The following is an 11,515-nucleotide window of genomic DNA, read 5'->3' on the forward strand; positions in this document are numbered from 1 at the left end:
GGCCGCGGCCGAACCCGAGCGGGCCGAGCAGCACCGTCGGCGGCATCCGGCGCAGGAGTGCCCGAGTGAGCCCGGCCGCGCTCTGGATCCGGATGGCAACCCGCAGGGCGGCGCGGTGCCAGTGCCGCAGGGTGGGCGGTGCGGGCGGGTCGGGCCGCGGGGGTCCCGATGTCCGCGGGTCGGGCGCAGGTCGGGCGGATTGCTCCCCCACATCCGCATCGAACAGCGCCCCGAGCAGGCTCGCCGCCGTCACGCCGTCGGCGACGACGTGGTGGACCCGGAAGATCCAGGATGCCGGCGCAAGCCCGTCCGGGCTGGGCATCGCGAGCAGTTCCCACAGCGGGCGGTCGAGCGGCAGGCGCATTGCCGAAAGGTCGGCGCATCGCTGCTCGAACGCGGCCCGATCCGCCGCGGGGGCGATCTCTCGCACGTGGTGAGTGAGGTCGGCATCCGCCTGGCTGAGCCACCACTTCCCGGAGTCGAACTCGAGTCGCTGCCGCAGGCGCGGGACGCGCGCGATCCGCTCGGCGATCCCCGCGCGCAGCAGGTCGAGGTCGATGCCGCCATGGTTGTCGACGAAGCCGCCCGGCGCGAATGATCCGACGATCGTGACCACGTAGACGTTGTCGCCGCTGTCGAGCAGGAGGTTGACCTCGTCTTCGGGGCTCAGCCGTTGCCGACCGCGCGCGCCGGGCGCGGATGCCGTCCTCATGCGGATGCCCGCACGCGTACGCTCCCGTCGAACGGCGACGTCACCGTGACCGTCCACCTCTTCTCGGGGATCGCCGTGCCCGCGCGGGTCGTGTAGCCGTCGACCGCGAGGAAGAACGCGTCTGCGTGCTCAGACGCGATGACGGATGCCGGCACCAGCACCTCGTCGCGGAACAGGATCGCGAGGTCGCCGGCAGCGACGGCGTCCTCCGCGGCGGTGAGCCGGGCGCCCGGAAACAGATGGGTGTGGGTCGTCGACCACACGGGCAGGTCGTCGTTCGGCTCAGCCATGTCCACAGTATGCGCCCGCGCGGCAGGCGCTGTGACCTCGGCGTCCTGCATCGCCGCATCACGAGAAGGCCGCGGGTCGGTGTCCGGAGGGTCACGGCGACGGAGCCTTCAGCGCTTCGCGTCGGCGCGCGGATGCAGCGGAGCGGCGACGATTCTGCGCAGGATGCCGCGCAGCCGCTCGTGATCCTCCGGGCCCAGGAGAGCCCCGAGTTGGCGCTCGAGATCGGCGATGACCTCGAAACCCGTGCGGATGCCGCCCTGCCCGTACTCCGTGAGGACGATTCGTTTGGCGCGGCGATCGCCCGGGTCGGGCACGCGCTCGACGTAGCCCATGCGCACCAGATCGTTGACGACGTCCGACATCGACTGGGGCGTGACGGAGGAGCGCTCTGCAAGCTCGGTGAGGCGACTGCCATGCTCGACGTCGATGTGCGCGAAGACGGTCGAGTGGATCGGGCGCTGCGGGTAGCCCGCCTCAGCGACTCCCGCCGCGATCAATCCACCCAGCTTGAAGAACGCCTCGCCCATCATCGACGCGGTGTTGTGACGGTCGTCGCGATCGCCCACACTCGGGAATCGCTCTTGCGCCGCGCGTTCGTCGCTCATATATTCAGGTCTACCTGAATATATGTCGTCGAACCGCCACCTCCGGTGGCGTGTCGGGACGGAGATCGAGGTCCTGATGTCTGGTCGAACATTCGCGCTGCTCGCCGGAGCGGCGACATCCTGCGCGGGACTCCTTCAGCTCGTGGGCGACACCGTCTACGCGATCGATCGCGTGTATCCCGGTGATCCGGGCTTCGCCTTCGCCAACCTCGTGGCCGCCGTGTGGCACGTGCTCCTGCTGATCGGCGTACTCGCGCTGCCGAGCGTCGGCGGCGAGCGATTCGGTCGCCTGGGCCGCGCGGGGACGATCGTGGCTGCGATCGGCATGGTGACGCTGATCTCCGCCGAGATCGCGACGCAGGTGGCGGGCGCGATTCCGGTGCCGCTCATCGCCGCGTCGGCACCGCTCACCGGAATCGGGCTCGTGCTCGCCGGCGTCGCGCTCCTGAGGGATCCGCGCCGGCGGTTCCTCGCCGTCGCCGCTCTCGCGACCGGCGTCTACGCGCTCGCGGTCATCGTGCCGACCTCGGTGGGACCCGGCGGCGCGAACTACTTCGTGATCGCGGGTTGGGGAGCCCTCTGGTTGCTGCTGGGCATCGGCATCATCGGATCGGCGCTGCGTGATCTGCCGGTCACGGCATCCGCTCGTCGCGTGTCGCCCGCGTAGGCTCCGTCGACGCGAGCCTCACGCGATCGCGCTCTGCGCCGCCCGCCGGTGCCGGGCAGTGGCCCTCTGGCAACGGATGAGGTAGCCGATCGTCGGCGGCACCCAGCCCAGCTCCACCGCCATCCCCTGGTCGTCACGAACGGCCCAGTGTTCGATCACGAGTCCGTCGTAGACGCGCTGGAAGTGCGCCTGCTGCGTCGAGAAGGTCTTCCCCGTCGCCGGAAACGCCCGTTCCACGGTCCCCTCCTCGGTCCACACGACGAAGTCGCCGGTGTGGCGGCCCGACATGCGGCCGTAGGTCACGACGAGGTCGCCGTCGCAGATCTGCTCCTCCGTCGTCCACTTCAGTTCGCTGAAAGCGGCGGCGAGCCAGGCTCCGGTCGCGGCGAACGCGTCGGCTCCGAGCCCGCGCGTATCGGGCGGTTCGGCAGCCGACTCATGGTTGAGCGCGTCCGGATGGACCACCGCGCGCAGCGCTTCGGGGTCGTTGCCGATGACGCCCTGGATGGCCCGCTCGGCGATCTCGAGCGCAGCCGCTCGTTCGGTCGTGATGGTCATGTGTCTTTCTCCTTGTTTCATGGTCTTCTGCCCGGCACCCCAGCGCCTCAGCGCCCGAGCGGGTGGTTCGAGCGGACGAGGTTCCTGGGGTCCACTCGCTGCTTGATCTCGCCCAGTCGTGGCAGGGCGTCGCCGAAGAGGCGCCGCGCGGGCACCGCCGCTTCGGCGAAGTTGAGGTAGTCCCGGTCGGACCGCCAGGGGGCGACCGCGTCGAGCAACTCATCGACAGCCGAACGCACCGCCTGAGCGGACTCGGCATCCAGCACGAGCCCGCCGGTGAACAGCAGGTACCGTCCGTCGAGCCCTGATACGACGCCGCCTTCTCGCCTGCCTGCGGCAGACGGCGCGAGCGCACCGCCAAGCACCCGCAACTCGGCCACCAGCAGCTCGTCACGGCCCGAAGCGACGCGCACGAACGCATCGATCGTCTCGGGATCGAGGGTGCGCAGCAGCGTGCCATCGCCGAGGCCCGGGGTCGGACCGGGAGGGTCCATGTGCAGCGCGCTGAGCTGCGGGATCGGGGTCGTCGTGAAGGTGTCCATCACCGGTTCGAGGTGTCGCAGGGGCGTCAGCAGCGCGTCGGCGATCGTCGGTTCCTCCTGCAGGACCGCGTCGATGACGACGAACGCCCGCCCGCGCATCGGCTCGGGCACCTGCGGCAGCGCGGGGAACCTCATCACACGAGCCGCCGACATGACGGATGCCGGCAGGTCGCCCGTCCACGCACGCCACGCGTGCAGGACATCCTCGGCACGCTCGAGCGGCCAGAACAGCGCGCCGGCGTACACCTCGGTGAGGGGGAACAGCCGGATCTCCAGCGCCGTGACGACGCCGAACGCACCCCCACCGCCGCGCAGCGCCCAGAACAGTTCCGGATCGTGCGCGTCGTCGACGCGGCGCAGCTCGCCGTCGCCGGTGACCAGCTCGGCCGCGATGACGCTGTTCGCGGAGAGTCCGTGCGATCGCGCCAGCCAGCTCACGCCGCCCCCGAGGGTGTACCCCACGACGCCGACATCTGCCGACGATCCGGCGAGCGCGGCCAGTCCGTGGACGGCGGCGGCATCCACCACCTCCTGCCAGACGACGCCGGCCTCGACCCGCGCCGACTGTCGCTCGGCCTCGATCTCGACGCCCCGCATCAGGTCTGTTCGCAGCAGGATCGTGTCACTGAGATCGCCCAGCGGGTAGGCGTTGTGCCCGGTGCCCTGCGGGGCGACGCGCAGGCCGTGGCGTGCAGCGAAGCGCACCGCGGTGCGCACGTCTGCGGCGTCGGCGGGGTGGATCACCAGGGCCGGCCGCTGGTCGACGGCGAGCGCCCACGGCGTGCGTGCGGCATCCCATTCGGCGTCGAAAGGCGTCGTCACGCGTCCGCGGATGCCGGCGCGCAGCTCCTCCAGCTCATCGAGCTCGTCCAGCGCGGCGGTCGCCAGCACCGCATCCTCTCGTGTGTCCTCAGGAATCAGGGTTGTCATCGTGTCAGTCATCTCTCACCTCTGCGCCCGTGGATAGGAAGTGGATGGGAAGTCGGACGCACGCGTGCCGAGCACGCCTCAACAACGATGCCGAGAGCCGCCGGTGCGCGCGTGGAGACGGCGAGGAGGAGCCGTGGAGACCGCCTGGTGATCGGTGCGCGCGGATGCCGACGGCTCAGCCGGCCAGGAACGCGTCGACGGTCGACAGCAGTTGGAGCCAGGCGGGCTCGTCCGCGAGCACGAGGTGGTTGCGACTGGGCAGCGTCACGAAGTGGCTGCCGGGAATCGCGGCGGCGAGAGCGCGCGCCTCCCCGAGCGGCTGGCGCAGATCGCCGCGCGAGTGCACGACGAGGGTGGGGCAGAGCACGGCGGCGGCTTCGGTCATGACGTCGATCAGCCCGAACGTCCGCAGGAACTCGACGGCGTTGTGGGGAGAAGTGGTCTGCTGCTGCAGGCTGTTGAACGCGTCCCACTGCGCCTGGCCGGCATCCGGCAGGAACTGCGACGTGAACACCTGCCGGAACGACGGATCGTCGCGCTCCCACCCGACGCGCGCGAGTTCCAGGTCGAGGGCCGCCTCGCGGCGCTGCGCGTCGGTGGTCGAACGCACCATGCGCCCGCGGCCGTAAGAGCTGACGAGGATCAGGTGCGAGACCCGCTCGGGAAAGCGGGCGGCGAACGCGACCGCGACAGCTGCGCCCTGCGATACCCCGAGCAGCGGGAACCGCTCGAGGTCCGCCGCGTCGGCCACCATCCGCAGGTCCTCGACCCAGTCGTCGAAGCCGAAGCCGCTGACGTCCCAGTCCGACAGGCCGCAGCCGCGCTCGTCGTACCGGACGAGCGCGAACCGGGCCGACAGTTCACCGATCCAATGTCCCCACACCGCGCTGTCGACATCGAGGTCGAGGTGGGTCATCCAGTTGGCGGCCTTGAGGAGCGGCGGGCCGTCGCCGCTCCTCGCCCACGCCAAGCGCGCGCCGTCGGCCGCCGTGCAGAACCGGATCGTCTGCGACACCGCCGGAGCGGATGCCGGTGCTTCAGCCGGATCGGGTCCGCTCGTCGTCACGTCGGCCACGAACTGGTAGCCGCGACCGATCACGGTGCGGATCACGCGCTGCGCCGCACCGTCGTCGCCGACCGCGCGCCGCGCGGCCTTGAGGCGGCTGGACAGGGCCGATTCCGTCACGAATCGCGAACCCCACACGGCATCCAGCAGCTCTTCTTTCGCGACGACCCGCTCGCGGTTGTCGATGAGATACTTCAGCACGTCGAACACCTGCGGCTCGACATGCACCACGTCCTGCCCGCGCCGCAGCTCGAACCGGGCGGCGTCGAGCACGAGCCCTGCAAACTCGTACGTCGCCTCGCCCACGTCAGCCGCCCCGAGATCGTGCGATGCCGGACCTCGCCGCCCGCCGGGCCCGAAAGGTCGGCGAGCGCGGGCGGCGAATCCGACGGTGTCATCCGACCATAGACCCTGCGGTGGCGGCGTGCAGACCCTCGAACCGCTTGGCAAGTTCCCTTGCGACAAGTAACCTTGTGTAGTGGAGCCGCAACCCATCGTCCTTAACAGTGCCTACCGGCACAGCGTCACGGATGAAGCCATGCTCCATGCGCTCCGTTCCCCGTCCGCCACTTCGTGCAAGACGACTCGATGACGATGTTCATCGGCCCCGATGAAACCGGCACCCTCGTGGAAGTCGGTGTGATCGAGTGGCACGGTGCCATCGCCATCGCTCACGCCATGCGCCCGGCCCGAACCAAGTATCTGAGGTGAACCACATGACTCGACGCTCCATTGCAGACATCAAGGCCCGTGCTGACGAGTTCGCCGACGCTTTCGAGAACTACGACCCGAAGCCCGGCGATCAGGACGCACCCCTCCCGCCCACGATGGCGGTCAGGCTCGCCGCCTGGCGACGCGACGCTGCCGAGAAAGAGCTTGCCGAAGCCGTGCGCGCTGCGCGCGAGCAGAGTCTGTCCTGGCGTGAAGTGGGCGAGGCGATCGGCACCAGCGGTGAAGCCGCCCGCCAACGCTACAGCGCCAGCGCCTGACGAACGGATGAGCACCGGGGAGGCGGGCCAGGGGGTCGTGGAACTCGCCGCCGAGCACCCGCAACTCGGCCACCAGCGGCATCCACTCGGGGTACACGGACGCGACCACCTCGTCGAGGTCGGGAGCGCTCAGGTCGATCCACTCGCTATCGCAGTCGTACTCGGTGCTCGCGCACGTACCGCGATCGTCGCCTGGGTTCGGAGACCCGAACCATCCGGTGCGGGCGAGAAACCCCGAGGCAACAGCTCCCGCGGGCACGCCGACGACCAGCAGCGTAGCCAGGCTTGTCGAGAGCAGCAGCCAGCGTCGACGAGGTCGCTGCTGGACATGGTGTTCATCGGTGTTCCCATCGTGGTGTCGATAACCAGTTCATGTCCGCAATCGACCGAACCGTTGCACCGAAGAGGCGATCTGCACTCGCCGGTCTAGATTGGTTGTGCAAAGTGAGGCTAGGTTGGTGGCATGCCTCGCCCGTCGCCCACCCTCGCCCGTGCAATCGAGAACCCGTGCGCGATCATCCGCAGCCTCGGCATCCTGACCGACACGTGGAGTTTCCTCCTCGTTCGTGAAGCGCTTCTTGGGGCGCGGACGTTCGCGCAGTTCCGGGATGCTCTGGGCATCGCATCCGATGTCCTGGCGGCGCGGCTCGCCTCACTCGTCGAGCACGGCGTGATGGCGAGGACCCCGTATCGGGAGCCCGGACAGCGCACCCGCGATGCCTACGACCTCACCCCGGCCGGCGAGGAACTGAAGACGGTGCTCGTGGCGATGCAGCAGTGGGGTCACGCCCACGTTCCTCGAGAACCGGAGCTGCGGGTCGTGCCGCTGACGATCGAAGGCCGCCAGCGTGTGCACGCCGAGCTCGTCGACACTGCGGGGCAGATCGTGGCCCCGGATGCCGTGCAGTTCGTGCGCACCGCGCCGCGACCGGCCCCCGTGGCCGAGTGATGACGGCGCCCCAGGAGCCGACCCAGGCAGATCGAGGAACCCGGCCCGGGCTGCGGGCGCGGCTGGTGCACCCGGCATGGCTGATCGCGGCGGTCGCGTTTCTCGCCTTGGTCGCGGCGGCGGGGTTCCGCGCCGCGCCGTCGGCGCTGATCGAGCCGTTGCAGTCGGAGTTCGGCTGGTCGACATCCGCCATCTCGGTATCGGTGACAGTGAACCTGCTGCTGTTCGGCCTCACCGCCCCGTTCGCCGCGGCGCTCATCCAGCGGTTCGGTGTGCGCCGGGTCACCACGGTCGCGCTCGCGCTCGTCGCCACGGGGGCCGGACTATCGGTGTTCTCGACCGCGCCGTGGATGCTCACCGCCACGTGGGGTGTCCTGATCGGGCTCGGCACCGGGTCGATGGCTCTCGTTTTCGCCGCGTCCATCGCCGATACCTGGTTCTTGAAGCGGCGAGGCCTGGTCGTCGGCATCCTCACTGCCGGGTCGGCGACCGGGCAGCTCGTCTTCTTGCCGCTCGTGGCAGTGATCGCGGAGTCCGCCGGTTGGCGGTGGGCGACGCTCGCGGTCGCCGCCGCGGCACTCGTGATGGTGCCCGTCGTCGCCGGTCTGCTGCGGGACCGGCCCGAGCATCTCGGAGTGACGCCCTTCGGCGCGCCCGAGGGATGGCAGCCGCCCGCGCGTCCGTCAGGCAATCCCGCGCGCGCGGCCCTCGCTGCGTTGCGAGAAGCGACGAGGTCTCGCACGTTCTGGGCGCTGGCTGCGGGGTTCGCGATCTGCGGGGCCACGACGAACGGCCTCGTCGGCACGCACTTCATCCCCAGCGCCCACGACCACGGGATGCCGCAGACCACAGCCGCGGGGCTCTTGGCGCTCGTGGGGGTCTTCGACATCGTCGGCACGGTCGCCTCTGGCTGGCTGACCGACCGGGTCAACCCCCGCATCCTCCTCGGCGTCTACTACGCCGGCCGCGGGATCGGACTGGCCATCCTCCCGTGGCTGCTGGACGCGACAGTGAACCCGCCGATGCTCGTGTTCATCATCGTCTACGGCCTGGACTGGGTCGCCACCGTCCCGCCCACGGTGGCCCTGTGCCGCGAAGCGTTCGGACCGAAGGGGCCACTGGTGTTCGGGTGGGTGTTCGCCGCCCACCAGATCGGCGCCGCGTTCGCCGCCCTCACCGCAGGACTGATCCGCGACCACACCGGCGAATACACGCTCGCCTGGTTCGGTGCCGCCGGGCTCTGCGTCGTCGCCGCCGTCATCTCCCTCGCCATCCGCCGCCCCCGCGCGTCGTCATAGCGGCGAGTCATTCGGCGGGTTCGCACTTGACTCGCATCACGATGCAACAGATATGTTTGTTCCATGAAGCTTGCTGCGCGGAGTGATGAGTCGCTTCTCGCGCTCGCGCATCAGGTGCGGCAGGAACAGCTCCGCCGACGCGGCAGTACTCACACGTGCGCCGTGTGCCAGAAGGAGTTCGTTCTGTCGAGTTCGGGCGCAGCGCGCGCGAGTCAGCTCCACCCGGAAGGAGACTGGAGTGATTGGTATCGGATACGAGGGGCTCAGTGTCGATCAGTTGGTCGCGCGTCTCCAGGTCGAGCGCGTCGACGTGCTCGTCGACGTGAGATTGACTCCCCTGTCTCGCAAGCCAGGCTTCTCCAAGAGGGCACTCTCAGAGGCTCTGTCGGCGGCCGGCATCCGCTATGTTCACGATCGCAGGCTCGGCAATCCGAAAGACAATCGAGCCGCGTACGCAGATGCCGCTTCTGATGCCGGCAAAACGGCACGGTCCCGCTATCGCGAACTCATCGATACCGGCGATGGCGCGGATGCGGTGCGCGAACTGGCAGCCCTCGCCCAAGAGCACGCGGTCGCCGTGCTGTGCTTCGAAGCCGACGGTGCGCACTGCCACCGCGAACAAGTCATCGCCGCCGTTGCAGACGCATCAGTCCTGGTCTAGATCGAACAAGCCGACGCTGGTGCCGATGCCTTCGGGTGGGTAGTAGACGCCCAGCACGCTGAAGCTGTGGCGCTTGCGCGGATCCTCAAAATTGCCCATGAAGAACGACGTCTGCCGGCCCGGGGCGAACATCTGATGGCGGAACTTCCGCTCAATCTGAGCGATCGCCTCAGCGTCACTCTCGTGACGCAGCCGACCCTGAAGCGCCGTAAGCTCCCAGTCCAATATCTGCCCGACGTGTCCCGGACATCCCTCTGCGGTGCAGTAATACTCATAGCGGGCTATGAACCTCGGCGCCCTCAACTCCGGGGGCGTCTTTGTCACATCGCCGAAGAGCGACAACGGCGCCAGGTTGGCGGCAGCAGCGATGCGGGCCTTCTGCGCATCGGTCCACTCGCCGAACGGTGCGATCTTCAGACGCTCGACGGACTTGACCGTCACCATGCCGAGCGACGGGGCGTCGTGGCGCTCAGAGGCCGCAGCGCTCAGCGCACACGTGGAAGTGCGTGCGACTCGCTCCATGTAAGGCTGCCTGTCCTTCCAATCGTCGAGATGCCTGATGATCTTGATGCTGTCGATATCCGGCCGGTAGCTCTCCGGCCTGCTGTCCTTGGTCTCGCGACGTACCTCGACGTCGATCAGATCGAACTTCTTGAACTGCTGCTCAACACCCATCCAACGAAACGCAAGCGGGTAGAGACGGATCCACTCAGCACGTCCCCCATCGACACGGATACCGGCGACACACACCGTGTCGCCGTACTTTGCCGACGGCTGCGGGGACGCCTTCACCGTGATGAGCACGCGCGCCGTCTCAGATCTCACCTGCATGCGCCCACCATAGGAGTGACGTCCGACATATCGAACTGCAGGTCGATTGGCAGGGGATTCGGGACGCGACCGCGTGTCGCCAGAATCGCAGGCAAGGACTGGAGATCGCGATCCGTTCACCATCACACCGACCCCACCTTGACAGTGATTCCGTAGTTCGTCGACGCTGAGGATCGTGATTGGGTAACTGGCAGGGGGTCAGCCAGGATCGCTACCGGTCGTAGATCTCCCGGCGGTGACCTGCTCTGACGACCGTGACGATCAGTTCGGTATCGAAGACGTCGTAGATCACCCGGTAGTCGCCGATACGGATGCGCCAGGCGGTCTGCTCCCCGACGAGCTTCTTCGCACCCTGCGGCCTCGGTTCATATTGCAGACCTTCGATCGCGGCGAGCACGCGGTCGCGTGCGGGACGCGGGAGCTTCCTCACCTGGCGGGCGGCAGCCGTGGTGAACTCGACGCGGTAGCTCACGAGGCAAGATCAGCACGCAGCTCATCGAGCGTCACGCGGGCACCGTCGTCGTCTTCCTTCGCCTGTCGGTAGGCAGCGACGTCCTGCGCCATCTCGAACTCCTCAAGAGCCTCCACGTCCGCCACGCTCACCACGACGGCCGCCAGCTTGCCGTTGCGAGTCACACCGATGCGCTCGCCCGCGTACATCGCCCGACCGAGAACGTCGGAGAGTTGACTGCGCAGTTCGCGCGTCGAGATTACCGTCGTCACGGTGTCCATGCCGTCATAGTAGCAAATCACGCCGTTGTGTACACAGAGTCGTCTACCGGGCAGGGGACAGTTCCGGCCCCTACGTGGTACCGGGACTCGGCCTAACGCCAATGCCGTTCGGTTAGCCGTCGGGGTCGGGAGTCAAGATCTTGGTGCGGAGTGTCGCGGGATAGGTGCGCCGATCGATGCTGTCTCGGCCTTTGGCGCGATACTTCGAGATCGCGCGTTTGATGACTCGTTGCCGGGTCCGGGTGCGGCGGGCGGGCATGACGTCGTCCAGGAGCGCGGTGCCGATCCGCCCGACCAGATCGATCGTGGTCTCGGTGATGGTGCCCCCAGCCTGGATGATCTGGTCGCGCGCTGCGCGGATCGCGGTGGTGAAGGAGAGCCGGTCGGGATCGATGCCTGGGCGGGCGAGGGCGGTGTCGCTGATCGCGATGCGCAGGATCTGGTAGGCGCACAGCAGTGCCCAGATCTCTTGGGTGACGGCGGCGGGATGGCGTCCGCGCAGCACCCGGCCGCCCAGGATCGTGGACTTCAGCTCGCAGTATGCCGTCTCGATCTCCCAGCGTTCGTGGTAGAGCCGAACCAGTTCCCGCGCGGGCGCCTCGCCGGGATCCAGAAGCGTGGTGATCAGCCGGTATGTCCCGGTGCGGGTCTCGGTGTCGGTGGTGACGTGGATCTGCGCGTCGA

The 11,515-nt window shown here is 68.5% G+C and carries 16 protein-coding genes; 6 read left to right on the plus strand and 10 right to left on the minus strand.

The window, feature by feature from the left end; translation table 11 throughout:
- The 3 genes from WBP48_RS02335 to WBP48_RS02345 all read right to left on the minus strand — a co-directional run.
- A partial coding sequence (locus tag WBP48_RS02335; protein ID WP_424435492.1) for a wax ester/triacylglycerol synthase domain-containing protein occupies nt 1-712 on the minus strand: 712 nt, incomplete at its 3' end.
- Nucleotides 709-1,002 (minus strand): hypothetical protein, encoded by a 294-nt coding sequence (locus tag WBP48_RS02340; RefSeq protein WP_424435495.1) that lies wholly within the window; start codon nt 1,000-1,002, stop codon nt 709-711. The genes WBP48_RS02340 and WBP48_RS02335, both read right to left, overlap by 4 nt.
- Nucleotides 1,003-1,110: 108 nt before the next feature.
- On the minus strand, nt 1,111-1,608 hold the full coding sequence (locus WBP48_RS02345; RefSeq protein ID WP_424435498.1) for a MarR family winged helix-turn-helix transcriptional regulator: 498 nt from the start codon (nt 1,606-1,608) through the stop codon (nt 1,111-1,113).
- A gap of 76 nt (nt 1,609-1,684) precedes the next feature.
- On the opposite strand from WBP48_RS02345, the gene WBP48_RS02350 reads away from it, so the two are divergent.
- A complete protein-coding gene (locus WBP48_RS02350) occupies nt 1,685-2,275 on the plus strand; it encodes a hypothetical protein (protein ID WP_424435501.1) in 591 nt (196 codons plus the stop codon).
- Nucleotides 2,276-2,293: 18 nt separating this feature from the next.
- On the opposite strand, the gene WBP48_RS02355 is transcribed toward WBP48_RS02350, so the two are convergent.
- The 3 genes from WBP48_RS02355 to WBP48_RS02365 all read right to left on the minus strand — a co-directional run bounded on the left by WBP48_RS02355 (nt 2,294) and on the right by WBP48_RS02365 (nt 5,677).
- A complete protein-coding gene (locus WBP48_RS02355; RefSeq protein WP_424435504.1) occupies nt 2,294-2,833 on the minus strand; it encodes an ester cyclase in 540 nt (179 codons plus the stop codon).
- A 47-nt stretch (nt 2,834-2,880) separates the two neighbouring features.
- Nucleotides 2,881-4,317, minus strand: coding sequence for an FAD-binding oxidoreductase (locus tag WBP48_RS02360; RefSeq protein ID WP_424435507.1), 1,437 nt, complete (start codon nt 4,315-4,317; stop codon nt 2,881-2,883).
- A 163-nt stretch (nt 4,318-4,480) separates the two neighbouring features.
- Nucleotides 4,481-5,677 (minus strand): alpha/beta fold hydrolase, encoded by a 1,197-nt coding sequence (locus WBP48_RS02365; RefSeq protein WP_424435510.1) that lies wholly within the window; start codon nt 5,675-5,677, stop codon nt 4,481-4,483.
- A 282-nt stretch (nt 5,678-5,959) separates the two neighbouring features.
- Here WBP48_RS02365 and WBP48_RS02370 point away from each other — a divergent pair, with 282 nt between their 5' ends.
- The 5 genes from WBP48_RS02370 (at nt 5,960) to WBP48_RS02390 (ending at nt 9,268) form a co-directional block, all read left to right on the plus strand.
- Nucleotides 5,960-6,082, plus strand: coding sequence for a hypothetical protein (locus tag WBP48_RS02370; protein WP_424435513.1), 123 nt, complete (start codon nt 5,960-5,962; stop codon nt 6,080-6,082).
- Between the two features lie 5 nt (nt 6,083-6,087).
- The gene (locus tag WBP48_RS02375) at nt 6,088-6,360 is read left to right on the plus strand and encodes a hypothetical protein (protein WP_424435516.1); all 273 of its coding nucleotides are present in this window, start codon (nt 6,088-6,090) and stop codon (nt 6,358-6,360) included.
- 463 nt (nt 6,361-6,823) lie between these two features.
- Complete coding sequence (locus WBP48_RS02380) at nt 6,824-7,309, plus strand: winged helix-turn-helix transcriptional regulator (RefSeq protein WP_424435519.1); 486 nt, start codon at nt 6,824-6,826, stop codon at nt 7,307-7,309.
- Nucleotides 7,309-8,607, plus strand: coding sequence for an MFS transporter (locus WBP48_RS02385; RefSeq protein WP_424435522.1), 1,299 nt, complete (start codon nt 7,309-7,311; stop codon nt 8,605-8,607). Before WBP48_RS02380 ends, WBP48_RS02385 begins: the two co-directional genes overlap by 1 nt.
- 238 nt (nt 8,608-8,845) lie before the next feature.
- Entirely contained in the window at nt 8,846-9,268 is a 423-nt protein-coding gene (locus WBP48_RS02390) for a DUF488 family protein (protein ID WP_424435525.1), read from the plus strand.
- Here the strand turns inward: WBP48_RS02390 and WBP48_RS02395 are convergent.
- The 4 genes from WBP48_RS02395 to WBP48_RS02410 form a co-directional block, all read right to left on the minus strand.
- A complete protein-coding gene (locus WBP48_RS02395; RefSeq protein WP_424435528.1) occupies nt 9,254-10,099 on the minus strand; it encodes a hypothetical protein in 846 nt (281 codons plus the stop codon). The genes WBP48_RS02390 and WBP48_RS02395 overlap by 15 nt on opposite strands.
- 211 nt (nt 10,100-10,310) lie before the next feature.
- Complete coding sequence (locus WBP48_RS02400) at nt 10,311-10,571, minus strand: type II toxin-antitoxin system RelE family toxin (RefSeq protein WP_424435531.1); 261 nt, start codon at nt 10,569-10,571, stop codon at nt 10,311-10,313.
- A complete protein-coding gene (locus WBP48_RS02405) occupies nt 10,568-10,831 on the minus strand; it encodes a type II toxin-antitoxin system prevent-host-death family antitoxin (RefSeq protein ID WP_424435534.1) in 264 nt (87 codons plus the stop codon). The genes WBP48_RS02400 and WBP48_RS02405 overlap by 4 nt, the downstream gene beginning before the upstream one ends.
- A 112-nt stretch (nt 10,832-10,943) precedes the next feature.
- A partial coding sequence (locus WBP48_RS02410) for a transposase (protein ID WP_424435537.1) occupies nt 10,944-11,515 on the minus strand: 572 nt, incomplete at its 5' end.

The sequence above is a fragment of the Microbacterium sp. genome (assembly GCF_049661145.1).
GTDB lineage: Bacteria > Actinomycetota > Actinomycetes > Actinomycetales > Microbacteriaceae > Microbacterium.

What these genes read in the sequence shown, in the direction of transcription:
- WBP48_RS02360 (WP_424435507.1), bottom strand. Translation starts at nt 4,317, where the DNA reads ATGACTGACACGATGACAACCCTGATTCCTGAGGACACACGAGAGGAT.
- WBP48_RS02355 (WP_424435504.1), bottom strand. Translation starts at nt 2,833, where the DNA reads ATGACCATCACGACCGAACGAGCGGCTGCGCTCGAGATCGCCGAGCGG.
- WBP48_RS02345 (WP_424435498.1), bottom strand. Translation starts at nt 1,608, where the DNA reads ATGAGCGACGAACGCGCGGCGCAAGAGCGATTCCCGAGTGTGGGCGAT.
- WBP48_RS02380 (WP_424435519.1), top strand. Translation starts at nt 6,824, where the DNA reads ATGCCTCGCCCGTCGCCCACCCTCGCCCGTGCAATCGAGAACCCGTGC.
- WBP48_RS02405 (WP_424435534.1), bottom strand. Translation starts at nt 10,831, where the DNA reads ATGGACACCGTGACGACGGTAATCTCGACGCGCGAACTGCGCAGTCAA.
- WBP48_RS02350 (WP_424435501.1), top strand. Translation starts at nt 1,685, where the DNA reads ATGTCTGGTCGAACATTCGCGCTGCTCGCCGGAGCGGCGACATCCTGC.
- WBP48_RS02395 (WP_424435528.1), bottom strand. Translation starts at nt 10,099, where the DNA reads ATGCAGGTGAGATCTGAGACGGCGCGCGTGCTCATCACGGTGAAGGCG.
- WBP48_RS02385 (WP_424435522.1), top strand. Translation starts at nt 7,309, where the DNA reads ATGACGGCGCCCCAGGAGCCGACCCAGGCAGATCGAGGAACCCGGCCC.
- WBP48_RS02370 (WP_424435513.1), top strand. Translation starts at nt 5,960, where the DNA reads ATGACGATGTTCATCGGCCCCGATGAAACCGGCACCCTCGTGGAAGTC.
- WBP48_RS02375 (WP_424435516.1), top strand. Translation starts at nt 6,088, where the DNA reads ATGACTCGACGCTCCATTGCAGACATCAAGGCCCGTGCTGACGAGTTC.
- WBP48_RS02340 (WP_424435495.1), bottom strand. Translation starts at nt 1,002, where the DNA reads ATGGCTGAGCCGAACGACGACCTGCCCGTGTGGTCGACGACCCACACC.